Genomic DNA, 26,677 nt, shown 5'->3' on the forward strand with positions numbered 1-26,677 from the left:
GCTAATATCGACGGCGCCGGTGTTCAAGCCGGTGATGGTGACCGTAGTTCAGTTGGTAGAGCACCAGGTTGTGATCCTGGCTGTCGCGGGTTCGAGTCCCGTCGGTCACCCTGAGAGGCCCAGGTTGTGGAGAAATCCCCAACCTGGGCCTTTTCATTTGCCCGTTCGACGCCAGGTCACAATGTGAAACACGCTTCTTCCGATTGCGGGACGGATCGGCTGACCCGTCCGTAGACTCCGGCGCGTGGGCGGTGTCGCTGGGACACCACCTCGGTTTGACCAGAGAGACAACAGGTCGTGATGCGTTCCGCGGTTATCGCAGCTTTCTTCGGCGCCAGCCTTTTCACCGCAGCTACCGGGACCGCGACCGCGGGTATCGGGCTGCCGGGGATGCCGGACTCCGGTTCGGCCTCGAGCGGGTCGGCGGGCGGGCTCGTCGGCACCGGGTCGGCGGGCAGTGGGTCCAGCGGCAAGCTGGCGTGTGTCGCTACCGGTAGCGCGATGGCCATCATCGGCGACGCGCATCTGGGCTGCAACATGCTCCCCTGAGCGAAGACGACGAACGGGCCACCAGTTTCGCACTGGTGGCCCGTTTCCGTTGTCGCTCAACGCGGGTCGGCGTTACCCGCCTTCCACTGCGGCCACGGGATGTTCCAGTCGCCCAAACCGTCTACGCCGGAAAGGGTTCCGCCGACGGTGTTCTTGACGATGGTGATGTCACCGCGCTTGGCGTTCTGATAGACCCACAGTGCGTTCGCGGGGCTCAGGTTCAGGCAACCGTGACTGGTGTTGCTGTATCCCTGCTGCCCGACCGACCACGGCGCGGAGTGAAAGAAGATGCCGCTGTAAGAGATTCGGGTGGCGTAGTCGACCGGCGTCTTGTATCCGGCCGGCGAGTTCACCGGCACGCCGTAGGTCGAGGAGTCCATGATGATCTTGTCGAACCGGTCGCTGACGATGTAGACGCCATTGTCGGTGGGCGTGCTGTCCTTGCCCATCGAGGTGGGCATGGTCCGCACCACCTGACCGTTCTGCTCGACGACCACCTCTTTGGTGTTGTCGTCGGCGGTGAAGACCATGGCGTCGCCGACGGTGAAGAACGACTGCAGATTGTCCTGACCGAACAGTCCGTTGCCGAGATCACGGCCATACACGTTCACGTTGATGGTGACCTTCGTCCCGGGCGCCCAGAAGTGCTCCGGGCGCCAGCGCACCTCACGGTTGTTCACCCAGTAGAACGCGCCTTCGACGGCAGGCTCCGTAGTGATCTTGATCGCATCCTGGGCGGCTTGGCGGTCGGGAATGGTCTCGTCGAACGAGATCGCGACCGGCTGGCCGACACCGACCACCTCGCCCTCGCCGGGCAACAGGTAGGGATGGGTCTGGCCCTTCGGCGAGCTGGTGGTGAAGTTCACGGTCGCGGAGCTCGCACCGCCGAGGCCGATCGCCTCCGCCTGCAGCCGATACGCCTTGCCGTACCCGAGCACCTCGGTGTTCTCCCACGACTGTCCGTCGGCGGCCAGCCTGCCGCCCACCGGCTGGTTCTGCGCGTTCACCAGCGTGACGTTCGTGAACTTGCCGTCCTCGACCCGGAACATCAACGGCAGGCCCGGCGAGACCCCCATCGCGCCATCCTTGATCGGGGACAACAACTTCGGCTTGATCAGCTCCAACAGCGGGTTACGGTCGATGACGACCGACGACGTATCCGGCGCTTTCGACGACGAGCACCCCGACAAGGCCAGCGCGGCCACCGCGAATACAACAACAGGTCCGGCGATATGTCGGACCCACCGACGCCGACCTCGACCAACGCTCATCTCAACCCCGTTTCAAGTCCCGGCGCACCAGAAGCACACCGATGGCTTCGGATCCCAACCGCTTACAGCTCAACGCGCCGTGCCCGCGGCGTGATCGAAACCACGTTCGGTCATTCTGCCAGCGCGAGGTCCTCGCACCAACGCGAATGCCGCGTCGACACAGACGTGTTACACGGGATAGATCCGAACTGCCGGGTTCGGCGTTAACACCCCGCCCGACCCGCTCATCAGCCCCGGTCAGGAGGCGATTTCACAACTGCCGCCTCGGCCTGTTAAGGTTTGTCCCGCACCGGAACACGGAGCAAGCGCCATTAGCTCAATTGGCAGAGCAGCTGACTCTTAATCAGCGGGTTCGGGGTTCGAGTCCCTGATGGCGCACCTTCTACCTGCGAAAGCAGGGAATCTTCACCACCGGAATTGCCCGGTTCGTGCCGTGAGCGACACGGAAACGACACGCTTTCAGCTAGCGAGTTTGTTGAGCGCGGCCGTGAAATCAGGAGCGACGTTCGGCTCATCGATATAGTGCCGCTTGGTTGTGGTGTCGTCTGAGTGACCCAACTGCTGTTGCGCGGCCCGCCGGTCGTGCCGGAGAATATGAGTCGCGGCGGGGTGGCATCCAATTCCACATCGCACCACCTGAGCGCCAGTGCCTCACCGGGACCCGGACCCGTACCGAGCTCGACGTCGGCCACATCCAGCACACGCTGGTTCCGCCGCGGGCCGTGGTATCCCCGGGTGCCGTCGCCGTCCTCCCCCGCCAGCCACTTCCTCAACTGCGCACGCAGCGCGGCCAGCGTCTCCAGGTCAGCTGCTCGCGGCTTCTCGGTCTTACGCGGAAGCCGCGCAACTTCTCGCACAGGGTTCTGGTCGATGGCGTCATGACGAACAGCCATGCCCATCATCTCCGACAGGATCACCCGCTGGCGGCGAGCTTTAGATCGATGCCCGTTCAGCAGGATCCGTTTGAGGTGAGCGTCGAGCCGCGAGGTTGTCGCTTCCCACACCCGCAGGCCACCCAGCGCCGACTTGATCTTGATGGCGTCCTTGCTGGCGCGGCAGTCGGCCGAGACCTCGATCTCGAACCGGTACAGGTCGAGCGACTGCTGTGTCACCCCCTCCTGTAGGGCCAGTGCTTCATCGAGGACACGCCCGACCAGCGCCGTGGTCAGACCGGTGGCTGAGGCGGGTCCTTCCATCGATAGCGCGATCAAGGTGTCTCTTGAATATGTTGCGCTCGCCGATGACAGTCGCCGAGATCGCCCGCCAGAACCACATGTCCGAGCGATCGCTGTACCGGCGCTGATCGAATCACTCCGAGCAATACGAGATTTCACCGCACAGCACGAACTCGACCGGCTCAGTACGGCGGTCACGACAAGCGAATGGACAACGTCACCGCAAACCGTCAACGCCTTCTACACCCCGACCTCGAACGAAGTCGTCTTTCCCGCAGCCTTCCTGCAGCCACCGTACTTCGACACAGATGCCGACCTGGCAACGAATTACGGCGCGATCGGTGCAATCATCGGTCACGAGATCGGCCATGCGGTCGACGACCAGGGTTCCAAGTACGATGGAGACGGCAATCTACACGACTGGTGGACACCCGATGATCGGGCGCCCTTCGAGACGAAGATCAGGCAACTGATCGACCAATACGAAGTGCTGGTCCCTGATGGCTTCGATGCCCCACGCCACGTCGATGGTCGGCTCACGGTCAGCGAGAACATGGCGGATCTGAGCGGCCTGCGGATTGCGATCGCCGCATACCGCGGCGCCGCGCAGCGGCGAGGAGAAGTTGCGGACCTCCGTACCCTATTTCTGTCGTGGGCACGCTGCTGGCGGATGCAACAGACACCGCAGTTCGCCGAGGCCGCACTCGCCGGCAACACGCACGCACCCAGCGAGTTCCGCACTAATCAGGTTGTGCGGAACATCGCTGAGTTCTGCTCGACGTTCGGCGTCACAGCGGACGACCGGCTGTTCCTCCCGGAGGAACAGCGGCTCGAACTGTGAAGGTTCGTGTTCCGTCTTTGGCTTCGGGGAGGACGGAGAGCTGATCGGCATCGAACTGCTCGATGCAAGCGTGCAGTTGAGTGCTGTGCTGAAAGCGATCGCCAGCGCCAGCGCCAACGCGGCGAACAATTGAGGCTGGCGGACGCGGTGAACCGCAACGCCTTCGGCCGCTACGTACCTGAACAGACCGACCGAATCGAGGAGAACCATGGCCACCACTGCAACGCACCGGGGAGCTGGCACCCGAACCCGGCGTGACCAGCCGACCCTATGGGACGTCACCGCAACCGAGCTGGCCAGGATGCGGCGTGGGTTCATCGGCTGGTTCGTCGTCCTGGTACCCGCCGTTCTCACCGTTCCGCTGTATCCGATGTCGCTGGCCTCCCCTGAGGGGAAGTCCGGGCAGACCTGGACTGTCTTCCGTGACGTCGTTCTCGAGGGATGGGGTGCGTTGATTCCGATGACGGCGGCACTGCTGGCCGCGCTGTCGGTGCGAGCCGATCACGATGCCTGGCGGCTGCTGTTGTCCTACGCCGTTCCTCGTCCGAGATATCTACTCGGAAAGTATCTGGCGCTGGCCACTCTGTCCGCAGTGTCGACTGTGCTGCTGGCCGCGTTGCTGTGTTTCGGCGCGCTGCTCAACGGTCGGCTCGGTGCCAGTGTCGCCACGATCCTCGGCGCCAGCTTCTTACCATGGCTGGCCGGATTGGGCTGCGCCGCTGTGGCTCTCGTCGTCTCGGCTATTTGGGGCCTCGGGCCGACGATTGCGATCGGCGTGGTCGGCATGATGAGCGGGATGCTAATCGCGGACAAGACCTGGTGGCTGGCGGTGCCGTTCGCCTGGCCGATGCGTGTCATTCTCCCACTCGCCGGGATCGGACCGAACGGTGTCCCGTTACCGACGGACAGCCCGATCCGCGATCACGGCGTCATTGTGCCCGCCATTGCGCTGTCGTTGGGGTTGGCCGTGCTGGCCCTCGTGCTGGGTTCGATTCATATGAAGCGCAAGGAGATATGAGCATGTTCGCACTGGAAGTGTCACGGCTGCACAAGCATTACAAGACCCACCGTGCCCTCGATGGAGTCGATCTGTCGGTTCGTGCCGGCGAGGTCTACGGGCTGCTCGGGCCGAACGGCGCCGGGAAGACCACCGTTATGAAGACGGTCCTCGGCCTGCAACGGCCGACAAGTGGCGGGATCCGCCTGTTCGGGCAGGACTACGATCGGGCACTGCTCGTCGATGTCGGCGCGTTGATCGAGACGCCCGGTCTGTGGCCCAAGCTGGATGCGTTGACGCACTTGCGCATTCACGCGAAGCTGCGCGGGGTTCCCGGAGCATGGATCGATGACGCTTTGGCTCTGGTGCAGCTGACCGATGTGCGAGAGCGCAAGGTGCAGGCCTTCTCTCTCGGAATGCGATGGCGCCTCGGCATCGCCATCGCATTGCTGGCGCGGCCGAAGCTGATTCTGCTCGACGAACCCACGAATGGTCTCGACCCGGTCGGTATTCGCGAGATGCGCGGCATCATCCGATCTCTCGCTGCCAACGGAACCACGGTTTTCATCTCCAGCCACCAACTCTCGGAAATCGCCCAGGTATGCGACCGGGTAGCGGTGCTGGTGGCGGGCAAGACCCGCTACGAGGGCGATCTTCAGGGCATCGCAGGTGACGGCGATCTGGAGGAGGGGTTCTTCCGCATCCTCGAATCCTCCGGCTCGCAGATACGCTGAAGCGCCGCAGCACAATTGCGGGTGAGGTAGATCCGGACTTCGACCTCGGATCTTTCCTCGCTTCTGCCGGCGAAACCGAACCCGCCATCGGTCTGCTGCTGTGCGACGAGGAACCCTACTGCACGAACATGTATCGGACGCGCCGACAACCCCAGTTCTGCACTTGCTTGCAGCAGGGTGGCCAGCGCGTCGAGATCGTAGCGGCGGACCGCCAGTACGAGCAATGAATCGAGCACGCCGCCCCATTCTGACGTGGCTTGGCCGGCCTCGACAGTGCTCAATCTGCGCCACAGCAACGGATCGGCAGCCAGAATGCTCATTGGCTCGAGTACCGGCGACTGCAGTTTCGCCGATTCGGATTCCCTGCTGCGGGTTGTGGTGGCGACCGACGGCGCGGCCGAGGCGAGCCAGGCAAGGGCGGCGGCCAGCGACTGGTGCACGAGCGTCCTGCCCGAATCGGTGAATTCAGCGAGCATGGTGGTGTTCTCGTTCCGCCGCAGCCATTGCCGCGACCATCGTGGTGTGGTGGCAGGTGCCGAACGCATACGCCTCGGCAAGCTCACCGTGCAATGTCGACCAACGAGCCGGGTCGTACAGTGGGCCGGGAACGGATCCATCTGCCCGTCGATGCCGTGCTAGCGCACGCCACCCGTGCGTCGTGATGGCGCAATCATCCGAACGTATCGTCAGCGTGCACAGCAGTAATTCACCCGCGAGGTCCATATTGCCGAGGGCGAGATACATCCCTAATAGCGTCCGTACCGTGTCGACCAAACCCGGCTCGTCCGACATCGGCCGAGCGGCGAAATCCGTTGCGTAGAAGACAACATGGGTGAGCGCGTATACCTCGTCGTCGCGCACGTAGAGCGGGTCCGGCGCGGCACCGACGATTGTCTGACCGACCAGGGCGTTGACCGGCGGCAGGGCGCTGACGAACCCGCCGAGTTCAAGTGCGTACTGGAGTTCCAATCGGGCGAGCGGCGTGTGCCACCCACCCATCCAGGCGCCACATCCGGTCGCGAGAACTGTGTGTACCCGGTCGGCAGCGCTCGGCACCGGATAGCCGAGGTCGGCCAACAGCGCCACCAAATATGTTCGGTAGGGGAACTTTTCGTCACCTCGGCCTATGTCGGCACGGAACGGCTCCGAGGCGACCAGCGTGAGCGCCAGTTCAATTGCACCGCTGATAAGTGGATGGTCGCGAAATCGTCCGCGGCGCAGAATCCGGCACAGCACCAGCAATTCCAGCACGGTACCCTCCGGAAACTGCCTGGCCGGCAGGAACCGATCCCATTGCTCGCGATCGAACCACCGAAGGTTGGCCGTGAGCCATTCAATCGCAGCGCCCAGAACAGGCGCGTCAAGATCGGCGTCGATCCGTGGGCCTTGCGGCCACTTCGGAAAGCCGCCGATCTGTCCACGTAACTCCTCGCCGGGGTGAAGACCGTGCACCGGCGCCTACCGTCCGACCTTCAACCGGATACCCACGGTGAAGAAGCCCGCGAGCACCAATAGCACCAACACGTCGACGCCGAGCGGGACCAGCCCGTGATCGCCACCCATCAATACCTGCCTCCCCAGATCCACCAGATAGGTCATCGGATTGATCCGGATCAGCACCGCCAGCCACGCAGGGACGTTCTCCGGCTGGAAAACCGATCCGGAAAGGAACAGCATGGGCAGCATCGTCAGCTGAACGCTCGCCTGCAGTGTCTGCATCTGCCGGAGCATGGTGGCAAGAAACAGCCCGAGCAGGCTGAAGACCACAGACCCGAACAGATAGGCCACGGTGGCGCCGGCAATCTGCCCGAGCGAAGGTGACAATCCGAATACCGGTGCACACAACAACAGCACCGAACTCTGGGCACCGACGATGACGCCGGTACCGACCACCTTCCCCGCGGGCAGGCACATTCGAGGCACCGGAGCGACGGCCATCTCTCGCAGCACCCCGAACTCGCGGTCCCAGGCGTAGGACAGCCCGGTGGCAACACCGACTGTCGCCACCGGTATGGCGATGATCCCGGGCAAAATGTAAGCGCTGAATGGAACTGAGCCGACGGTACCGACCATCGAATCGAAACCGACCGCATAGATCACGATGAAGAACAACAGCTGCGCTGCATTGCTGATCAGCATGCCTGGCCTGCGGATCTGACGCCGCAGATCCCTGCCAGCGACCACGCCGACCGCTCGGACGGCGCCGACAACCAGGCGCTCCTGCGTGGGCGCCGCACTGCCGGGCTCGCCCGCGAGTCTGTCCAGCATCGTCACGATCTTTCCTCCGCAATGAGAGTGGTCGCCGCGATGTAGACATCGTCCATCGACGGTTGGTGCACGGTAATGCTCAGTACGGGCACACCGACAGCACGAACGATGTCGGCGACTCGCCGATCCGGTTCGGCGCAGCGGATTTCGAGCTCCTCGAACCCCCTGACCACGTCGAACCCTTGGGTGAGTAAGTGCTCAGCGGCCGCAGTGTCGTCGGAAGTCCGCAGCCGCACGCAGGCGGCGTGGAGCTCGTCCTTGAGATCGACCGGCGAGCCTGATCGACCGATTCTGCCGTTGGCCATGATCACAATTTCGTCCGCGAATTCGGCTTCGTCCATGTAGTGCGTGGAGTAGAAAGTGGTGACGCCGAGTTCATCGCGCATGCGCAACAGATCACGCCAAACGACGCGACGCGAATGTGGATCGAGGCCCGTCGTCGGCTCGTCCAGAATCAAAAGTCCCGGACGATGCAGTAGGGCGCGCACAACTTCCACGCGCCTCGCGGTGCCACCCGACAGTCGCTCTACCGCCGTCCGTCGGTATTCGGTCAGCTCGAGCATCGCGAGTAGACGATCGATCTGCTCGGCCGCGTCAGCACGACGCATGCCGAAAAGTCGTGCGTGAAACCACAGGTTCTGCTCGACAGTTAGCTCTTTGTCCAGCGTCCGTTCCTGGAATACGAGGCCGAGCTGGGCGCGGGCGAGCGTCGGTGCGGTCCGAACATCGTTGCCGAAGATGTGCACGGTGCCCGATTCGGGCTTTGACGCGGTCGACAACACGCTGAGTAGACTCGATTTACCTGCACCATTCGGCCCGAGTAGCGCTGTCAAACGGCCAGGGGCCGAGCTCAGTGACACCGAGTCGACAGCCAACGTGCTGCCGTAGCGTACGACGATCTCGGCGAGTTCAAAAGCCTTGTGAGACATGAATCCTCCCTCAGCTCAATGCGAGCGTACGGTCCCAAGATCGTGACGGTGCCGACGCGTCGGGTTCGGGGCCGAGCAGCCCGGCGGGAATCACCGACATCAGCGCACACGCGACACCGGCGGATCCTTCGAGGATTCCCGCGACATCGAGCATCTTGAACTTCGAGGGACCTGGGTCCGCACGGGAGTATCGCATCGGATGACGAAAGACGAAGGGTGCGTTCGGATCTACCATCGCGAGGATCGCCTCGGTAAGCCGCGTCCGAGCATCGAGCAGCACCTCGTCCTGCTCGGCGGTGCCTATGCGATGGATCACCTGAAGCAGGCCGGCGTAGCCGTGGCATACGGTCGGCCCTGCGAGCGTCCATTTGGATTCATCCCGCGCCAGGGCGTCGTGCAGCGCACGGACCGCATGTGCACGCCATTCCGGAATATTGAGCGTGCAGCCGGCGTGATGCACGACGGCCGCGACGCCAGGCGCCCCGTAACACCATGCGGTCCTGGTGAATATCGACTCCGGTGGCGCCATTGCGATCTCGTCGTCGAAACCGACGCGACAGGGCCAGTACGTGCCTTGATCGTCAGTACGAATCCAGCGAACAAGCCACTCGACTATGCGCACCAGTGCCTCGCGTTGTCCGGTCACCTCGTACCCGCGGCGCAGCGCCAGCGAAAGAACCAATGCCGGGCCGGGAATCCCGTGCGCTAAACCGAGATTGAAGTCCCCGCGAGGGTATTCGACGCGATCCTGCTCGACAGACTGCAGATGCGCGGGGACCCACCAACCCGGCACGGTGTGACCGTCGACAGTGATCGGCTCGCTCACCGCCACCAGATGCCGCAGCGTCGCCAGCAGTGCCTGTTCAACCCGAGCGTCGTTCTCTACTGGGTCATCAACCGAATCAAGCAATAGCCGTGCCGTACCCGCCAGACCGTTGATGATGTCATAGGACTCCCAGCAAACGCCCTCTCCGTGCTGTACAGACAACCGGTCTAAGCGGGTCAGCTGGTCCTCTGCCACCCAGGCGGCCAGACGACGTCGCAGACCGGGATAGTGATCGCCACAGGTCTGTGTGGCGGCTAGCAGCGAGGCAGGCCCTGCGTGTAGTCCACGGCTCGGCTGGCTCGTCATCGCCGAGCCAGCTGCTTGCACGTGCCGATGTGTGGTGGGCGACCATGCCGGCGCTCTTCTCGCTAGCTCGGCATAGAACATCGCAGTGCCCGGCAGACCGTTGGACAACGTCATCGGCCCCCACATCATCGCGCCGTAGATGGGGTCACGGTTGTCCGGGCGACCCGCGGTATCCGCGACAACGGCGGGGTCGGCGAGCCGCTCGGCAACAAGAAGTACGATCTCCGCCGCACGGTCGACCACCGAAACCTGTTGGTGCTGCGTAACAGTGCTCATCGTGCGTGCTTTCTCTTGTTGAAGTTGTCCTGTACAGCGCCGCGGGCGATAGCGACGACTGCCCGCTCCCGGTCGGAGTCGCCGCCGAACAGCCGATTGCAGGTCATGTGCATGAGGCTGCCGATCAACCGTCGGTGTCTGGTACGGGAGCCAGCCAAGGCCGACCGCAACTCACGAACAGCCGTATCGCGGGAACGCAGTGCCTCGATGGCCGCCGCGCCGTGTTGGTCGGCGCGTAGCACGCTCCACCCGTCGTAGGGATCGATTCTGCTGCGCCATCGCTGCGCATCCACCCGGTACGCGTCCGGCAGATCGTCGCGGGATCCCGTCATCGAAAGCCACGCCATGGCCGCGTCGTCGCCCCACCGGTTATCGCCGCCAGTGTCGGAATCCGGAGGGCCGAAGGCATACGCAAGGGCCGCAACGGAAACCGCTGCGAAGGTATCAAGAGAATAGGCGCAAGACCGGTCCTCGATCAGATTCAAGAATCGGATCGCGGCGTGACTGTCCGCCTCGAAGACCCGCTCGGCCGCCGCCATCCCGGCGTCGCCACCGTAACGTTCGACTTCGGCGTCGTACTGACCGATCCGATGAGTCCTGATCAACCCTGCCTGCTGCCAGCTGTCGAGTCTCTCACCGAGTGCCCGCGCGCCGGCACCCCACAGGTCCTGGGCGGCTCCGTGGAACCGAACGCGCAAATGTGCTCCGTCTGGACCGGTATAGCGGATGAAGAACCAACAATCGCAACCGTGTTCGCGCGCCTTCTCGACCAACGCAGGTAGTTCGCTGCGAATAAAATCGCTCTGGCACGAGTAAGGCAGGTACAGCTCGAGGAAGAGCCAGTCGCTACCGAGTCCGGCGGGTGCCCGACTCGTTTCGGCATAGCCGCCGTGTGCGGACCGCAGCGGACGGGTATCGCGGCGCGACATCGGTACGACCACCTCCATCGCGTGTCCGTTGATGCCGTCGTAGCAAGTGTCTTCGCCTGGTACCTCGTGCGCAACGATCGCAGGATCCTTGCGCAGCTCGTCCCACAACAATTCGAGGTGTGCCGGATCGGTCAGGTCGAACAGCAACCGCTGATCCCTCTGTACGACAAGGATTCGATTAGGTACACGCCACTCGCGACGCCACGCACCGACCGCGGCGACAAAATCTCTCTCGGGCAAGCCGATCAGCACATCCATACGCCAGACCGCGGGCGCAAGCACGAAACGGCCGTAACGGATGCGTGGCACAAATGGCATGTCCGCGAGCCCCGCCCAAGACCACGGTTCCCACAGTCGTTGGCCCTCCAGTCCAATCTCCCACAGCAGTCGAGAAATGTTGGGCGCCTGCGTCATCGGGCTGATCATGTTGTTGAGCGCCGGAACGATTTCGCGGCCAGTCGGCAGGTGTATCGCGCACATTCGCTCGGTCGTCGCGCCTACAGCGACGTCGGCGAGCGCAATCTCCTCGATGTCAGCGGCTTCGGGCAAGCCGACGCTGATCCGCTTGCCGCTATGCACGGCGGTGTGCGTCAGGTTCGCGGCCTTGCCCGATCGCGGCATGAAGGACAAGTCGACCCGGAATGCGTCGGTGACGTGCAGAGGAGTCGCCGCGGCCTCCGCCGAGATAACCTCCTGGACGTCCGGCGACAGCAGGTCAGCGAAGCGCGCCAGCGTCGCACCTGCCTGGTGGGATCCCGGGCTCGGGGCCAGCACGACCCGGAAATCTCCCGCAGACAGGGAATCCAGCGACGGTGCAAGGACATGAAAGGCAATCTCGCACGAATTCGGCACATCGGTCGCCTCCGAATCGTCGGTGATCAGCTCACCGAGCATCACGTCGGTCAACTCTACTTCCCGGACACCGTCCCGCAGCGCGATCCCTATCAGCCTGTGCATCAACAGGATTCGAGAAGTATCGCGGGCGATCGACAAATCCAGCGTCGCTTCGTCGCTGATCGGCCAGCTGTATCCGGCCGGTGCGCCCAGTCCACGCGCGGGATCGAGTAGCTCATGGATGCCGACCAGCCGATCGGTACCGTAACGTTCCAGGAATTTCTTGTGGTACTCCCGCAATGCTCTCAGGCCTAGCTTGTTCGCTGACATCCGCCACATCAGCTCGGCCGCCCGCTCGATCTCGACGCGAACCTCGTTCGGGAGCTTGGCTTCGATATCCAGTGCGGTATCGATGTGCAGCGGGGTTTCATATTCGTATAGGTCGCGAGCGATCTTGATGGTCTCCGTCAGCCCAGCGGTACCGAGCCCGAACGGCATCAGATCGCTCGAACAGCGGCGATCATCGATCTCGCGCAGCGTGCGCAACGCCCGCGCGACCGGTTCAACCTGACAGTCGGCAGCGGTAAGAGTTCCGATCAGATGCCGGAGTGGATCCCCACCGTCCAACGGCGGCCGAAGGTCGCTCAACAAGAACTCCTGTTCGACCAACGTCCGTAGCAACTCGGCGACCCGATGTTCCGGGACGCCGAACTGCGCCGCCGTCGCCGCGATCAGTTCGGTCACCGGGACGGTCTGCACAGCCGCCCGCAGCACCACATCGACCACCGGAGAATTGCGCATCGTGACGACGGCTCTGGTCTCGCTGCCGAGAGGCGCGCCCAGCGGTGAGGGGCAATCGAGCACCACTCGTTCACCACGGCGCAGTAGTGCCGGGTGTGTCCGAACCCGCAGCTGAGACAACAGCTCTGGGATCACCTGCAGTTCTTGCGCGACACCGAGCAGCCACTGCATATCGACGTGCGTCCTGGTGCGGTGCTGCGATCCGAGATCAAGCTTGGCCGACGAGTCGAAGCGCCCGGCGGCTACTCCGGACAAAACCCCAAATGGGGTAGGCCGTGTGCGCATCCTGATGTCGTATCGCAGCACGGCCAAGGCGGCGCGGCGCAGCTGGGTGGCTTTGATCCCATTGGTCTCGCCACGCTCGACCCGGTCGAGCATCTTGCCCAAGCTAGGGGTGGCCAGCGTGATCGCAGCGCGCAACTTGGGGTCCGCCACCGCAGCACGCAGCACATCGAGATGATTCCGTTTCGGCGGCAGGCCGCTCGCTCCGACTGCTAGTGGAGCCCGGAGCAGGAAGACATCCCATGCCCGGAAGATCGAATCCGACACCAGCACAATCCTTTGCGTTTTCGACGACGTGGTGTCCGGGCTGGGCAACATTGCCCAGCCCGGACGTCCGACTCAACAGCAGTGGCTGCAACCGCTGCCGCCGCCGGCGCTTTCGCACCCTGGGGTGCAGTACGACCAGCTGGTTATGGCTGCATTGCCCTGGATGTTCCCAACGCCGACGCGGATGTCGAGATCGAACAGGTCGAGTGTTTCGACCGTGTCGGCCCGTTCCGCTGTCACAGTGCTCACGGGTGTTCTCCCTTCTGAGGATGTGCATGGCCGGTCGAACGACTCAGCCCGGGGAGTCCGGCGTCCGGCCGGACTCGCCGACCGGTGCTGTTCCCCCGTAATGAGGAAAACAGCGCGCATCCACGCAGACAACCGTCCGACCGAAATCTGGCAGCATCACGAAACTGCCAACAGCGCACCGATTACGAACCGGCGTATAGATTTCCCGCGATTCGGGTTGAACCGTTTGGGGCGCACCCGCTACACACAACTGTGTGGACTCAGACGAAGCGTTGCTGGCGGCGGTGGCCAGGGGGGACCAGGCATGCTTACGTCTGCTCTACGACCGGCATGCCACGGCAATGCTGCGGGTGGTGCGGCGGATGACGGCACAAAGCGGGGTGGCCGAAGAGATCCTGCAGGAGACCTGGCTGGCGGTATGGCGTTCGGCGGACAGCTTCCGCGGTGAATCGTCCGCGCGCGGCTGGCTGTTCGGCGTCACCAAACGTCAAGCACACAACTACCTGCGAAAACCAGTGCCGCGAGCGACCGATCTGGACGAAGCCGAGGAGATCGCCGACCCAACCGGCACTGTGGAGGACATCGTCCTTGCCAACGCTGCCCGCGGCGATCTTGCCTCGGCCGTCCGTGACTTGCCCGAGCACCTTCGCGACGTCCTGTTGCTCGTGCTGGTCGATGACCTGGCCTATTCGGACGTCGCGGCGATACTTGATATTCCGACCGGTACGGTGAAGAGCCGAATGTCCCATGCGCGCAAGCGGCTTGCCCTCGCTCTGGCCGGGACCACCGCCGACCTGTCTACCAGATACGGAGGCGCGAAATGACCACTCCGGCCCCTATCGGCCCCCACCTCACGGACCATCAATTGGCGCATCGCTGGGACGCCGCCGTCGAATCCCACTTGAACCGCTGCGCAGATTGTCAGGCTCGCGCCGCCGGGTGGAAGAGGATGGCAGTCGCGGCCGGGCAGGTTTCATCAGACCTGTCGGGCGAGTTCCGCACACCGTCCTTCGACAATCTGCTCGGCGATGCCGCAGGGATGCCGTGGGCCACCCCTGCCGAGGCGCCGCGGCCGACCCTACGCGCCGCTGGCGTTCTGGCCGGGGCGCTAGCGCGGGCGCAACTGCGGTTGCTGCCGAGGCCACTCGTTCCACTCACCGTGATCGGCTTCGTCGGCTGCGTCTTATTGGCCCTAATAACAACGCGAAGCGGTTCGCCGCCAGCGATTTTCGGGCTCGCGGTCACCCTGGTGTTCCAGCTCGGGACGCTGGCCGCCTGTATGCCGGAGACCGATCCGCGGCTGGAGCTGTTCAGCACCCTGCCTATTGCCCCGGCCGTGGTATTCGCGGGCCGACTGGCGGTGGTCTTCGCTGCCGATACCGCGCTCGCGGTCCTCACCTCGATCGTAGCCAGTGAGGTGGGAGGGGCAGCTGCCTTCCCCGCTATGGTCGCGGGATGGCTCGGCCCAGCGATGTTCGCATCCGCCGCAGGCATAGTGTGCGCTGTCTGGCGTTCCACTGCGGTCGGCGCGGTGGTGGGCGCAGCGATATGGCTGCTCGGCGTGGCGGAGTCCTCCTCGGCCGCAGGGCCGGTGCACCGCATCGGTGCACTCATCGAGCCCTTGTGGTCCACATCGACGGCCACCCTGGTGATCACTGCGCTACTCCTGATCGCCGCGGTGGCCGGGATGCGCAGGCCTCGGTACAACGTCGCCGCCGCATGAACCGATCATTGCCTACTGGCTACCAGACTGGTGTGAACTCGATGTGGCTGTACGAAATTCGTCGCTGCGGACCGAGCGTCCTGGCAACCCCGATCGCGGTCGCCGCAGCAGCGGGCCTAGTGTCGCCCGCACTCGGCGTAGACACGACCATCCAGGTCATCGCAGGTAACACAGTTGCACTCGTCGCCGGGCTGGCCGCAGCCGCGGCATTGGGCGGCGAGCAGATGGTCGAACTCCAGCTGACGGTGCGGACGCCATACTCGCTGACCGTAGCGCGCCGATTGGCGCTTGTCCTCGCCGCGACCAGTTGCGCCGTACTGCTTTTCAGTGCGCTGGCGTCGAGTGCGGCGAACGCCTGGACGGGCACACTGCTTGTTGGCAACACGGCCTTCGCGCTCGCGTTGATCGGTGTCGCCACTTACATGGCGGCCGGCCACGGTTCCACGGCAGGTGCATCCACGATGGTCGTTACGGTGTGGCTGGGGAAGCTGCTCGTGCTGGACAACTTTGTCCGAGCGGTGCCGACGCAAGCAGCGGTGCTCCTCACTGTCGCGGCACCCTGTGTCTGGCTGGCCGTCCAGCGCCTCATGGACAGCGAGACCCAGATGCACGGAGCGGGCGGATGAAGCGACTGCCGGTCGCGCTAGCCGCAACCATCCATTACGAGGCACTACTGACGACCAGGCAGCGTGTGCTGTGGTTGTCGCTACTTCCACTGTGTGCGCTGATCATGCTGCTCGTTGAATTTCCACACGGCCACAACAGGACCGACGACATCGCCGCCATCGGCGACACCGCACTACTGATCAATTTCCTGGGATCGATAGGAATCGCGATAGCGCTCGCGGATAGGCTTGCCGTGCAATGCCGACCCGGGGTGCGTGAGCTGTTCGGCGCGACCCCTGCAGGACGGCATATGCGGTCGGCTGGAATCCTGCTCGGCCCATGGCTGATCGTCTCGGCACCCACCAGTCTGGTCCTGATGGTGATGGGACTGTGGCTGTCTGTGACGGGAAGCTCCGTGCGGCCGCTGGCCGCGGCGGCGATCGGATTGACGACGATAGTGCTGCCCGGCTCGCTGTTGCTCACTGCACTTGCCAACCTGATGAGCCTGCTGCTGCCTGGTGCCGTCGCGCGCGTGCTGATCGTGCCGTTCTGGTATTGGGCAACCGCGCTGACACCACTGATTCCCGTCCCGACGGTCGCGCGAACAGTGCTGTCCCCGCTCGGGGACTACCAAGCGGCGCAGTGGCTGAATGTCGCCTTGCCACAGGCAACTGGCGGTTGGCCGCACCCCACAGCAGGCCCCACCGCCGCCCTAGTATCACTCTCGATCACCATCGGTACCACCGTGCTCGCCTTTCTGATCGGCCACCAACTGTTGGCCAAGAGCCGTTGAACCGGAACGGAGTCCGATGACCATTACGCTACGGAACTTGACCAAGGCCTTCCGCGGACGCACCGTCGCCCTGGACGGGATCGACTTGACCATGACCGAGGGCATGACCGGCCTGCTCGGCACGAACGGCGCGGGCAAGACCACGCTCATCCGAATCCTTACCGGAACGCTCCGCCCGACGTCAGGCACAGTATCCGTGTGCGGTCACGATATGGCCACGACCGCAGGCCGGACCGCGGTGCAACGGCTACTCGGCTACCTCCCACAGGAACTCACTCTCTATCCGGATCTCACCGGTCGAGAATTCCTCGACTACATCGCCCTACTCAAGGGGATCGATGACAAACGGGCCAGGAGAGCTCAAATCGAGAGCTTGCTCACCCGGATCGGACTGGATTCCGTTGCCAAGCAACGGGTCGGGAGCTATTCGGGCGGTATGAAACGCAGGCTCGGCATCGCCCAGACCTTGCTCGGCGATCCGAGGCTGATCATCGTTGATGAACCGACAGCCGGCCTTGATCCCGAAGAACGGATCCGCTTTCGCACTCTGCTCGGCCAACTCGGCGGCGATAGGGTCGTCGTCCTGTCGACACATATCCTCGATGATGTGGCACACAGCTGCCCAAAGGTCGCGGTCCTGACCGGGGGCGCCCTGGCGTACCACGGCACGACCACCGGATTGGTCGAAATGGCCGAAGGGCAGACGCATGTAGTTCGCGCCACATCCGAGCCGCACGGCGATTTCACCGTCGTCAACGTGACGAGCACGGCGGAGGGGACGGAGTACCGGGTGATCAGTCCGGTGCCGCCGCCCGAATCACAGCCGGTGGCACCAACATTGGACGACGGATATATCGCGCTGTTGAGATCCACTCGAGCATCGGCGCCCTGATCAGCCGGTCTGAGTTTGCCCGATCAGCTCGGCCAGATACGCGTACTGGCCGGGGAATCGGTCACGCAGGACACAGCCGATCGCGTGCGCGTGTTCACCGGTGGTGCACCACAGCGGGAGCAGCAATGCCCACCGCTCGCTTGTCCGTGCGAAACTCAATTCCTCCAGCAGACAAGGCTTCTCGTGCGTCGCGACGTACCGGCGCAGATCGGTCTCGACTAGGTCGGGGACAACCTCGGCAGCAGCACGAAAACGACTGGTATCGACCAAAGACGCATACCAGCTGAGGATTTCGACAAGGTAGGAGGCGCGGGCAGCGGTTCGATGCGCGTCCGAGGATATGGCGTGCAGGACAAGTTCCGCAGCTGCAGAACTGTCCACATAGCCCATCACCACCGCCTGTGCCGCGCGCAGCCCGTTGCGCCGGGTGTCGGAACCCATAGTGAGCACCGCAGTGTGGGCGGCGGAGATGTTGAAATCGTGGCCGTAGCGGGCTGAGCGAAACCACAGATCCCAGTCCTCGTATCCGGCGTGCGTGGTAGTCCAGCCGCCGACATCGGCCAAGAGGGTTCGCATATGGCCGACCCGAGAAGGCTCGAACATCGCGTTGATAGTCTGCACTTCGGGGTGCCAGATCAGATCAACGAATCCGCTCCGATCCAGCTCCTTGCCTGCCTCGTTGACCCGGACACAACCGGTTGCGGCGAGTGCAGAGCCGCCTTCGAGCAAGTCGAGCAACACAGCTAGGTGTGTTGGGAGCCAACGATCATCGTGGTCGATGTAGGCGACGAACGGTGCTGTCGCCGCAGCAACCCCCATATTGCGCGGACCCCCGGGATGCCCATACCGCCCTACCCGTAGTAGCCGGACCCGCGGATCGCGATATCCCCGGACGATGTCGTCGGTATCGTCGGTGGATCCGTCTGACACGACAAGCAGCGTCCAGTCCTCGACCGTTTGCGCCAGCACGCTGTCGATCGTAGATCGGATCGCCGACGATCGGTTGAACGTCGGGCAGACTATGTCGATTCGCGCTGACCGGTAAACGGGCACAACATCTCCAGTGGATATCGGGTGGATTCCTGATCGACACTATCGACCAGCACCGCCATTCGACCTGCCAGCAGCTCACGTGAACCGAAAGTTGGCAGTACGCCACATAACTGATGATAGGGAATGCCGATGTGGTTGGAGGAAAGATGATCCCGCAGATTCGTGGGCTACTGTTCGTCGGTGCCTCGGTCGCCGGTGCTATCGCGCTCAGCGCGTGCGGCGGTGGCTCAGCGCCGAAGAGCCCGGCGTATCCAAGTCCGGTGCCCCTGCCCGAACCGACATCGACCAGCCAGGCAGTAGCCAGCGAGAACCTCGGCTATCTGTGGCCGCTCACAATAGATCGGGGCACTATCGAGTGTCGGTCCGGCGAGCAGGCGGTGTTCGTAGCACCGGACGGCAAAACATACGCACTCAACGACAAAGCCGAACAGGCCGGCACGCCCAGCGTCGACCCACTGCGCGCCACAGGCTCCGGCGACGACAAGATCAGTCTCGGATCCCTGCGCAGCCGGGCATTGCAGTTGTGCAAGTTCAGGAGTTGACGAGCGGCATTGGTTCAGCTGCAAGGGAAGTCGGCGCTGCCATGTTCCGACCACACCGTTGACTCGTTCAGAGATCCGTGTCAGCGTCGCTGCATGACATCACGTCCGGCGGATGCTGATCGCGACCTCGAACGACTCGTGTATGCGGCAGGCGCGGGGGAAGGGGCCCTCTCAGAGTCCGTCGAGCTCGTTGGCGCAGAGTCGGTCGCCCAGATCGTCATGGCGGAAGTGGCCGACCGCACCGACTTGCGCGGCTGTCCACCCGTCGCCGTGTTGTTCCGGCTACGCGCTGGTCTGTCGGTCACAGAAACCATTGTGCGCATGTCCGACAACGGCACCATGACGCTCATGCCTTCCCTAGATGGATCGGCGATACGCTTTGAGGCCACTGTCGAACAATCGCTGACCGAAGTTGTTCGCGGTGTATTCGGGCCGCGGGGCGCGGTCTCCAATTCGACGAGAGTGCTCCGCTGGCGCGATATCGGAGCTCCGGGTTCCTTCGGAAAGCCTTTGCCCGCGTTCGAACCTGTTCGGCGACTGTTGGATTCGATCGATCGGACCTATCAGGCGAGTCTCACCGAGTGGTGTGTGCGATCAGGCTCGGACAAGTGGGGTGTTCATCAGTACCCGCAACACTACGAAAGGCATTTCGACCCGATTCGGGATCGCCCGTTGACCATCCTGGAGATCGGCGTCGGTGGCTACGACGATCTGCGGCGCGGTGGCGAGTCCCTGCGAATGTGGAAGCGTTATTTCCCGCGTGCCACGATCTATGGCCTGGACATCATCGACAAGACCACGCTCTCGGAGCCCCGCCTGACGGTCCTTCAGGGAGACCAGTCCTCGCCGGCCGATCTGGAACGGGTGATCCGAGCCACCGGGCCCCTCGACATCATCATCGATGACGGCAGTCATGTCAGCGCGCACGTGATCACCGCGTTCAACACCCTATTCCCCGTGCTCCGCGACGGCGGTGTCTATGTCGTGGAAGATCTGCAGACGTCCTACTGGCCGCACTTCGGCGGACAAACCAGCGCCTACGACGACACCTCGACCAGTATGGGTTTCCTCAAGAACATGGTCGACGGCCTGAACTTCGAGGAAATCGGCGGCAGGGACCCCGCGCGCACCGACGCGAGCATCAAAGGCATGCACTTCTACCACAACATGGCATTCATCGAGAAGGCTGAGAACCGCGACGGCGGTGCGCCTTCGTGGCTCAGCCGGATCTGAGCTAGCGGCTGTCGGGGTTGTACGGATAGTCCTGCACTCAATGAAAGCCGCGGCCCAACAGCGGCAGCGAATCCAGGTCGAGTTGTTGCAGCCAGATGTCCACACGGTGCCCATCCAGCGTTCCGGACAGCTTCACGCTGTCCACTGAAACCGTATCCAGCGCCAGCGTGGAGACGGCACCCAACTGGTCGTATCGGGTCAGTTCCAGCCGGTGGCTTGGGACGTCGACCGTCGCTCTGTAGAAGCCGATCGTATCGTCCATCCGCTGGTACTTGAATTCGCCGGGATATTCGAAGAACACGCGACGCCAACGATGCGCATCCGAGACGACTGGCGCCACCTCCTGGCCATCCGATACCAGTCGCTCGACGTTCCACATGCCATACAACGGCGGTTTCGGACGCCCTCCCCCATGCTCGTTCCAGGCGGTCGCGCAGTCCAAAATAATCGGAACCGCGATCCAGATGCCAAAGGCAACCTGGGCAACCAGCGCGAGCTTGTTCGCTCGGCGGGTGCTGAACAATTGGAGCTGCCGCGAGAGACCGACTTGCCGGCGCGACAGTATTACGTCCCGCAGGCGGCCAAGTTCGGGCGCAAGCAGGAAGACACTCAACAGCAACAGATGGAACGACATGATCTTGACTGGGACGTCGTAGGTGAGGTTCAGTACAAAGACCTGACTGAGGCCGATGGTGCCGAGTAGCGCCCCCAATGTCGCAGTCCGGGGAAGGATTAGGAGCAGCCCACCGGCGGCCTCGAACCCTCCGATCATGATCTCGTAGGCGGGTGCGGCTCCTATCGAAGACCAGAGCACGCCCATCGGTGTCAGCTCACCGAACGGCGTTACCAACGTGGTCAGCGGCGGCGACGGCATTTGGGTCAGCAGTATCTTGGCAACTCCATACAGGAGGAGCTGTCCGGTCAGATTGAATCTGAGGAATACTCTGAACCACGCCAGTAGCGTCGAATAGTTCGCCCGACGACGATCCAGGATGGACCACATCAGCGTGCCTGTGGCGCCGATAACCAGCAGACAGAACAGCAGTATCCAATCAGCGGTCCGGTCGCTGCTCGCGGTCTCTACGTGTATCAGCGGCTCGCTGATGCCGAAGACGTGAGCCGCAATCCAATCCACCAGAGGATTCATCAGCTTCGCAGCACTCACCCCGGAGGATGGTCTACTCAGCATCCCGAGCAGAGTGCCGACGATCTGCGTCACAAAGCAGTAGAGGCCGAGATATAGGAAGCAGAAGCGAAAGGCAATACGGGTCAGCAGATTCCAAGTGTCAAGCGTTGGCCCGTCGCGCTGCGCGCGGTCCGGCTTCGTCGGAGTTGCCACTGTCATTCGGCGTCATCAATCCTTGGTCAAGCCGACGACGCCGAATCTGGACATCATTTGGGTCACCGACGAATTAATTTGACAGGGCCGAGGATCCAGCCCAACGGTCTAGTTCAGCGCAAGGGCCCGGGACCAGCGCGAGAATCTGATGGCAGGTCGATCACTGCTTACTGCCTTCAGGACACCCAACGCTGGTCTCCGTTGCGGTCTCCGGCATGGAGCGCCGACGGTCCAGCGCCACCACCGCTCAGAACGCCGAGCCGCTGCGAGTACATCCTGCCCCGCTGTGCCGTCTATTTTCTTGGCCCACAGCATCTTTGGCACTCAAGTGGCAGAGCTGTGGCAGTCGGTTCGCGCACGGTTCCTGACCACTGGGCTCGGCTGCCTCGGGCGATGCCCAACATGCTCACGAGTTCAATCCGCTGGACGCAAATTGTCGTTTGAATGATCCCAGGTGCGGAGAATCATCTCGGCAGGGCGCTTTCGCGCCCGTTTGATTCTGCTGTTCCCAGCCCGAATATGGTCGGCACAGCCGCGAGCTGCTGAACGATGACCGCAAGAGGCGCCTCGGCGGATCTCGCAGCCTGGTGCGATGCTGTTATCGGGATCGTCGGTGGCGATCAGGTGCCGCAGATACGATTCGTCCTAGGCAAAGACTATCTCGACCAGGCCGTCTTGCCGCTATCGTTTCGCCCACCAGGAAGGGCAGCCCCGCCGTCAGCGATCGTTGCAGCTGTCGCTCTGCGGACAGGTCATTTGGGGACACGACACGATATGAGCCCAGGCTGAACCGGGTCCGACGTAGATTCAGCCCGCCTCACCGACGCCGCTCTGGCTCATCGCGGCAGAGCCCAGACACGGCACTGGCTCGCAATCGTCGGGTCGCCGTCGGCCGCAATGCGGCCGACATCGATCAGGTCGATCAGTCGCTGCTGCAGCACATAATCCATAACCGGATACGACTGAACTGCCATAGTCTCGGCGATGACCAAACCTATCGGCGTCGGATGAGCATGGATATGGTCCAGCAGATCGCGGTCGAAATAGTCGAGGGGCACTGATCGCAACCCGGCCGCGGACATAACCCGGAACGCAGCGTTGTCCGCCTGGAGCGCAGTCCACGATCGTGCCAGTTCGTCGCGCTCGTCACCCGCAACCGGGCGCTCGGTCCCCAGCAGTCCCGCAAGGCCGACCGCCGACAACTCCGCAACAGATCCGACAGGATGGGTCCCTGTCCCTGTTGCCATCGCAGACACCGGAATTCGGGCAGCAGCAGTTCCGCCACTCCCCGCGGAGCGAAGATCCGGTTCGGTCACATCGACAACGTAGAACGCGCGCTGACCCATCTGCGCGGCGAACCATAGAAGAAACGCAACCTCCCGCGCACTCCGCCGACCGACCCATACAACTGACCGAACGTCGCCCGCTACCCGCTGCCACCAGCCTTCGGCTACGACACCATCTTCTTCCTCACGCAGCATCCGTGCGTAGTCACCCACGTATGCGGTGGCCCACCACTCCGTACGCCGCAACAGAGCGGCCGTGTCAATCGGACCGCAACTGAGGTCATCGTGGTAGGCCAGCACCTCGGCATCGTCACCGGCTACACGCAGAGCGGCCCGGATCCCATCGGCTGCAATGGCGCTGGGCGCCACATGGACGGTGCTCATGAATGTCTCACTCTCAACGGTAGTCGCGTGCAGTGCAGGCACAACGAGGCAGGCACCACCGCAGCCCCCTTCGGGACTGCGCCCTTTCAACCTAGTACGCCGCGGTTCGGCTAACCGGCGGTTACATCCTCTGACACACTGCGACCACTGCCATACCGTCTCCGGATAAACTTCGGCAGTGGTCGCAATGTCAATGCCGTCGCTCCTGTATGGCTATGAACACCGACTATTGGAGCCGACACAAGTTACATCGCGAAGTGTTACTGGGGAGGGCTAGTAATCCTTGACCAGCACCCATGTTCCGTTATGCGCGTCCTCACAATGCGTGGGATAGTGAAGGGCTTGCTTCCCCCAGTCACATTCCTGATACGAGTTGAACACCCTCACCACCTTGTCCCAATCAATGTCCGCACGCATCCGGCCCGTAATGTCACTCAGCACAGGATCCTGATGCTGCACTGCATTCGACATCAACTGATCAGAGGCGAGCAGGGGCTGCGCAGATGCGGCACCTCCGCCTATCAGGACCGCGCCCCAGATGGCACATAAAGTAACAAGAATTCTCTTCAGCATAGCTTATTGGCCTTTCTTTGGCAGTATCTGTTTTTCTTTACGCCGCGACCTATAGAGTTGGATGTATAGGTCGCTGAAATAATCTCTCCCTCTTGCGCCCCCTCGAAATGAATCGGAATTCTGATGCAACTCCATCAAAATCGGACGACTGTAGTATCACATGACCAAATCGTTTCCCGTAGGTATGAAATGTCGAATTGGCAGTACATTGTCAGACACTCCGCCGGAGTGCCCAGTGCTGCCATCGGCAGCTCGAATATTGCCCCGCTGTCCAAACCCCGCGATCTGCCGTCGAAAGGTCTAGCCCTGCCCGTCGCAGGATGGCGAGGAAGGAGGCATCCGGTGGCGGCGGGCCAAAGCGGCGGTTTGCGCCGAAGTACAAGCTGACGATAGTGGCCGCGTACGATCCGGTTGACCGAGCCGGGTGCCGCACAAGCCCTCGGAAATGCCTTCCAAGAGCGGGGCTTCGAGATCAGCCGAGCGAAGCTATCGATGCAGCATTGGCCGAGCTGAAGGTTGGTGATCCGTATCGCTGCCTAGCGGATGCTTCCAGGCGTTCGCAACGGTTCGCTCGTCCCAGAGGCCGAATGCTCTGCCAGCACTCTTCTGCTACCAAACACGGCTTTCCGGTATCGGATTGCTCACTCCCACAACCGTTAACGACGGCACTGCCGGCATTCCTCCCGCGATCGGTTGGCAGTCAGGGCATTACCCGGGCGTTCGTTGCAACCGCCCGGGTAGGGATTGGTGCGGGCACCAGCAACAGGCCGAACGCGAGTTACCGGACAGTGCCGAAGGGCCCTCGCCGCAATATTTTTAGGCAATTAGCAAACCAGCCGGTTGCCACCGCATTGTTGCGGGACAGCGGTGAAGCAACCAACAGTCCGGTATTTGCTGGGCTTTTCGCGCCGTTCTGGCCGGTAGGGGTCGTTGGTCCCTAGCGGGGCATTCCCATTCCTGCCAGAGTGATTCGCGATCGAGGTAGCCGTGAGCGAAAGGTGTGTGGAAAGTGTCCGCGCTGATATGGATCATGTTGCCCTACAGCGCTTTCCTCTCCTTCGTCCTAGGCCACGTGTGGCGGCTACAGCACGACGGATTCCGTCGCTACACCAGCGGAACGGGGTTGGATCGGGCCGAACGCTTCGGGGCGACAGCATTCGGGCTCGCGGTCGGTCTGCTCGTGGTTGCGCGGCTCACTGATCTGGCGGCGTCGGGACCCCACACCTATCCAGCCGGCACCGTCCGTCTCGCCATCACCGTCATTGAGATTCTCGCTGTTGCTCCCGCGATCATCGGGGCCACGTTACTGCTGGTCCCGAATTTGATCACAGCCACCGCTGGATCACCGATCACACCGCTCGACCGCGTGACGTTCCCGCTGCTGACCGCAGGCCTGCTGTCCAGGGTCGCTATCCACGTGGACCCGAACTCCGACGACAGCCGATATCGCAGCGCCGAAACGCTGTTCACCTGGTTCCGTTCCTTGTTCACCGCCCACCCACACGTCGAAATGATGCAGCACGCTCCGCTGCTCTACCAGACACGCGCACTGATCCTGTTACTACTCATAGCGATCTGGCCCTACACTCGCCTCGCCGGCACCTTCGCCCGACCGATCTGCCGCACGATCAAACACCTCGCCTCGCACCCGACCCACCCAGCACGGGCCGCTGCGGCACCGGGTGGTTACCGACTTACTCAAGCCAGCACACCGCAGCGCAGCGAATAAACACCATCGAGATCCCGACGGAAAGGTGCCAACGGATCGGGTGTGCGCCTTCAGATCCGCAAACCCCTGGCTTCTCTCACCGAAGCCGTTGCGCTGCAAGACCTTCCGCACAGCCACGCTCGAATCTCAGGTACGTCCAGGAAGAGCGGCGAGTCTGAACCGCAACAGGATTCGTGGCGGGTTTCACTTCACGCGGTGTCCGGCTGGGCAGGGACTTTTGCACTGCTGGCGCGACCGTCCAGCCACCGGCGGCGCGTGGCCTCTAGAGTGTTTGAGTCGGTTCGAACAGCCAGCACTGATTCACGCCGCTGTACTGCTTCCACAGCTGTATCGGTGTGCCTGGGGTGGGATTTCCCTGGTCCGAGAGCTCGGCGTTGTAGGTGGTGCCGGGAACGAAAAGGCGATAGGACCCCGGATCCCGTTCGTCACGTCGCAGGGCCCATCTGAACGGGGAAGACCCCACGACGATGCGGGATCCGTAATCTTGAACCACCCCAGGCCGGTCCTGTTCCGCCGATCAGACCGGTCACTGGACCGAATTCGAATGAGCCCTTCGGGCTCCGAGGTGGTCGGCTGGAGCCGATGCCATTGACCTCCGCTGGCCGAGTGCCCGTCGTCTACGGGTCGGTATTGCTCAATCCTGCCGGGCGCTTCGCCGAGCGCGCGCTGCTCTCGTCATTGGGTTGGGCAACTACCAGCAGATCTACGACTTCATCGACTCCGACCTGGATCCCGCACAGATTTGCCATGCGCTGGGCATATCCGAATAGCTCCGGATAGCGAACAGCCCCAGCGGATCTTGGCCGCTGGGGCTGTTCGCATCCGTGCGCCGAAACCTCGACGTGCGGCGTCCCGCGCATACGAACATCCGCTACGCCGCCGAGCGCGCGTTCCGAGCGGACAGTGGCGGCCTCCGACCGGTCGGCCACCAACGCTTCTGGAACGTCCGGATCACCGCATGCCGCGCGTTGGTCAGTCGCCCAGATCCGT

The 26,677-nt window shown here is 63.0% G+C and carries 25 protein-coding genes, 2 tRNA genes and 1 pseudogene; 16 read left to right on the forward strand and 12 right to left on the reverse strand.

The annotated features are described in order from the left end of the window. The first annotated feature begins 37 nt into the window (after positions 1–37). Both ACIBK2_RS16945 and ACIBK2_RS16950 read left to right on the forward strand, forming a co-directional pair. A tRNA-His gene (locus tag ACIBK2_RS16945) sits at positions 38–110 on the forward strand. A gap of 190 nt (positions 111–300) precedes the next feature. Beyond that, on the forward strand, positions 301–549 hold the full coding sequence (locus ACIBK2_RS16950) for a hypothetical protein (protein WP_396968165.1): 249 nt from the start codon (positions 301–303) through the stop codon (positions 547–549). Between the two features lie 56 nt (positions 550–605). Here ACIBK2_RS16950 and ACIBK2_RS16955 read toward each other — a convergent pair whose 3' ends face one another. Continuing rightward, positions 606–1,820, reverse strand: coding sequence for an Ig-like domain-containing protein (locus ACIBK2_RS16955; RefSeq protein WP_396968167.1), 1,215 nt, complete (start codon positions 1,818–1,820; stop codon positions 606–608). Between the two features lie 305 nt (positions 1,821–2,125). Here ACIBK2_RS16955 and ACIBK2_RS16960 point away from each other — a divergent pair. The 4 genes from ACIBK2_RS16960 (at position 2,126) to ACIBK2_RS16975 (ending at position 5,567) form a co-directional block, all read left to right on the forward strand. After that, positions 2,126–2,198: transfer RNA gene (locus ACIBK2_RS16960), tRNA-Lys, on the forward strand. Positions 2,199–2,993: 795 nt separating this feature from the next. Next, positions 2,994–3,836 carry a M13-type metalloendopeptidase gene (locus ACIBK2_RS16965; protein WP_396968169.1) on the forward strand — a complete coding sequence of 281 codons (843 nt, stop codon included), beginning with the start codon at positions 2,994–2,996 and terminating at the stop codon, positions 3,834–3,836. A gap of 208 nt (positions 3,837–4,044) precedes the next feature. After that, positions 4,045–4,854 (forward strand): ABC transporter permease, encoded by an 810-nt coding sequence (locus ACIBK2_RS16970; RefSeq protein WP_396968171.1) that lies wholly within the window; start codon positions 4,045–4,047, stop codon positions 4,852–4,854. 2 nt (positions 4,855–4,856) lie between these two features. Then, on the forward strand, positions 4,857–5,567 hold the full coding sequence (locus tag ACIBK2_RS16975) for an ABC transporter ATP-binding protein (protein ID WP_396968173.1): 711 nt from the start codon (positions 4,857–4,859) through the stop codon (positions 5,565–5,567). Here ACIBK2_RS16975 and ACIBK2_RS16980 read toward each other — a convergent pair. From ACIBK2_RS16980 to ACIBK2_RS17010, 7 genes are all read right to left on the reverse strand, one after another. Continuing rightward, positions 5,489–6,043: a hypothetical protein gene (locus ACIBK2_RS16980; RefSeq protein ID WP_396968175.1), complete on the reverse strand. Its 555-nt coding sequence runs from the start codon at positions 6,041–6,043 to the stop codon at positions 5,489–5,491. The two genes, ACIBK2_RS16975 and ACIBK2_RS16980, sit on opposite strands and share 79 nt — an antisense overlap. Beyond that, positions 6,033–7,019 carry a DUF6895 family protein gene (locus ACIBK2_RS16985; protein WP_396968177.1) on the reverse strand — a complete coding sequence of 329 codons (987 nt, stop codon included), beginning with the start codon at positions 7,017–7,019 and terminating at the stop codon, positions 6,033–6,035. The genes ACIBK2_RS16980 and ACIBK2_RS16985 overlap by 11 nt, the downstream gene beginning before the upstream one ends. 6 nt (positions 7,020–7,025) lie before the next feature. Continuing rightward, the gene (locus ACIBK2_RS16990; RefSeq protein WP_396968486.1) at positions 7,026–7,835 is read right to left on the reverse strand and encodes an ABC transporter permease; all 810 of its coding nucleotides are present in this window, start codon (positions 7,833–7,835) and stop codon (positions 7,026–7,028) included. Between the two features lie 2 nt (positions 7,836–7,837). Beyond that, on the reverse strand, positions 7,838–8,764 hold the full coding sequence (locus ACIBK2_RS16995; protein ID WP_396968179.1) for an ABC transporter ATP-binding protein: 927 nt from the start codon (positions 8,762–8,764) through the stop codon (positions 7,838–7,840). 10 nt (positions 8,765–8,774) lie between these two features. Further along, positions 8,775–10,172 (reverse strand): lanthionine synthetase C family protein, encoded by a 1,398-nt coding sequence (locus tag ACIBK2_RS17000; RefSeq protein WP_396968181.1) that lies wholly within the window; start codon positions 10,170–10,172, stop codon positions 8,775–8,777. Further along, a complete protein-coding gene (locus ACIBK2_RS17005) occupies positions 10,169–13,285 on the reverse strand; it encodes a lantibiotic dehydratase (RefSeq protein WP_396968183.1) in 3,117 nt (1,038 codons plus the stop codon). The genes ACIBK2_RS17000 and ACIBK2_RS17005 overlap by 4 nt, the downstream gene beginning before the upstream one ends. A 72-nt stretch (positions 13,286–13,357) precedes the next feature. After that, positions 13,358–13,534 carry a gallidermin/nisin family lantibiotic gene (locus ACIBK2_RS17010; RefSeq protein WP_396968185.1) on the reverse strand — a complete coding sequence of 59 codons (177 nt, stop codon included), beginning with the start codon at positions 13,532–13,534 and terminating at the stop codon, positions 13,358–13,360. A gap of 254 nt (positions 13,535–13,788) precedes the next feature. Between ACIBK2_RS17010 and ACIBK2_RS17015 the strand changes: the two genes are divergently transcribed. The 5 genes from ACIBK2_RS17015 (at position 13,789) to ACIBK2_RS17035 (ending at position 17,548) form a co-directional block, all read left to right on the forward strand. Continuing rightward, positions 13,789–14,358: an RNA polymerase sigma factor gene (locus ACIBK2_RS17015; RefSeq protein ID WP_396968187.1), complete on the forward strand. Its 570-nt coding sequence runs from the start codon at positions 13,789–13,791 to the stop codon at positions 14,356–14,358. Positions 14,359–14,483: 125 nt separating this feature from the next. Further along, complete coding sequence (locus tag ACIBK2_RS17020) at positions 14,484–15,257, forward strand: hypothetical protein (RefSeq protein ID WP_396968189.1); 774 nt, start codon at positions 14,484–14,486, stop codon at positions 15,255–15,257. Positions 15,258–15,289: 32 nt separating this feature from the next. Next, a complete protein-coding gene (locus ACIBK2_RS17025) occupies positions 15,290–15,883 on the forward strand; it encodes a hypothetical protein (RefSeq protein WP_396968191.1) in 594 nt (197 codons plus the stop codon). Further along, on the forward strand, positions 15,880–16,656 hold the full coding sequence (locus ACIBK2_RS17030) for a hypothetical protein (protein ID WP_396968193.1): 777 nt from the start codon (positions 15,880–15,882) through the stop codon (positions 16,654–16,656). The genes ACIBK2_RS17025 and ACIBK2_RS17030 overlap by 4 nt, the downstream gene beginning before the upstream one ends. Before the next feature lie 37 nt (positions 16,657–16,693). Beyond that, positions 16,694–17,548, forward strand: coding sequence for an ABC transporter ATP-binding protein (locus ACIBK2_RS17035; RefSeq protein ID WP_396968195.1), 855 nt, complete (start codon positions 16,694–16,696; stop codon positions 17,546–17,548). Here the strand turns inward: ACIBK2_RS17035 and ACIBK2_RS17040 are convergent, their stop codons facing one another. After that, complete coding sequence (locus ACIBK2_RS17040) at positions 17,549–18,601, reverse strand: glycosyltransferase family 2 protein (RefSeq protein ID WP_396968197.1); 1,053 nt, start codon at positions 18,599–18,601, stop codon at positions 17,549–17,551. 146 nt (positions 18,602–18,747) lie between these two features. Here ACIBK2_RS17040 and ACIBK2_RS17045 point away from each other — a divergent pair, with 146 nt between their 5' ends. From ACIBK2_RS17045 to ACIBK2_RS17055, 3 genes and pseudogenes are all read left to right on the forward strand, one after another. Then, positions 18,748–19,143 (forward strand): DUF2511 domain-containing protein, encoded by a 396-nt coding sequence (locus tag ACIBK2_RS17045; RefSeq protein ID WP_396968199.1) that lies wholly within the window; start codon positions 18,748–18,750, stop codon positions 19,141–19,143. A 93-nt stretch (positions 19,144–19,236) separates the two neighbouring features. Further along, a pseudogene (locus ACIBK2_RS17050) lies at positions 19,237–19,593 on the forward strand (hypothetical protein); the annotation flags it as partial. Positions 19,594–19,815: 222 nt separating this feature from the next. Beyond that, positions 19,816–20,376 (forward strand): class I SAM-dependent methyltransferase, encoded by a 561-nt coding sequence (locus ACIBK2_RS17055; RefSeq protein ID WP_396968499.1) that lies wholly within the window; start codon positions 19,816–19,818, stop codon positions 20,374–20,376. 37 nt (positions 20,377–20,413) lie between these two features. On the opposite strand, the gene ACIBK2_RS17060 is transcribed toward ACIBK2_RS17055, so the two are convergent. The 3 genes from ACIBK2_RS17060 to ACIBK2_RS17070 all read right to left on the reverse strand — a co-directional run bounded on the left by ACIBK2_RS17060 (position 20,414) and on the right by ACIBK2_RS17070 (position 23,958). Beyond that, positions 20,414–21,721 carry a DoxX family protein gene (locus ACIBK2_RS17060; protein WP_396968201.1) on the reverse strand — a complete coding sequence of 436 codons (1,308 nt, stop codon included), beginning with the start codon at positions 21,719–21,721 and terminating at the stop codon, positions 20,414–20,416. Between the two features lie 830 nt (positions 21,722–22,551). Next, positions 22,552–23,385 (reverse strand): DUF3658 domain-containing protein, encoded by an 834-nt coding sequence (locus ACIBK2_RS17065; RefSeq protein WP_396968203.1) that lies wholly within the window; start codon positions 23,383–23,385, stop codon positions 22,552–22,554. A 273-nt stretch (positions 23,386–23,658) separates the two neighbouring features. Then, a complete protein-coding gene (locus ACIBK2_RS17070; protein ID WP_396968205.1) occupies positions 23,659–23,958 on the reverse strand; it encodes a hypothetical protein in 300 nt (99 codons plus the stop codon). A gap of 1,009 nt (positions 23,959–24,967) precedes the next feature. On the opposite strand from ACIBK2_RS17070, the gene ACIBK2_RS17075 reads away from it, so the two are divergent. Both ACIBK2_RS17075 and ACIBK2_RS17080 read left to right on the forward strand, forming a co-directional pair. Further along, entirely contained in the window at positions 24,968–25,687 is a 720-nt protein-coding gene (locus tag ACIBK2_RS17075) for a respiratory nitrate reductase subunit gamma (RefSeq protein ID WP_396968207.1), read from the forward strand. Positions 25,688–26,370: 683 nt separating this feature from the next. Next, entirely contained in the window at positions 26,371–26,457 is an 87-nt protein-coding gene (locus ACIBK2_RS17080; protein ID WP_396968488.1) for a hypothetical protein, read from the forward strand. Positions 26,458–26,677 lie beyond the last annotated feature (220 nt).

The sequence above is a fragment of the Nocardia sp. NPDC050175 genome, from assembly GCF_044459885.1.
Taxonomy (GTDB): Bacteria; Actinomycetota; Actinomycetes; order Mycobacteriales; family Mycobacteriaceae; genus Nocardia.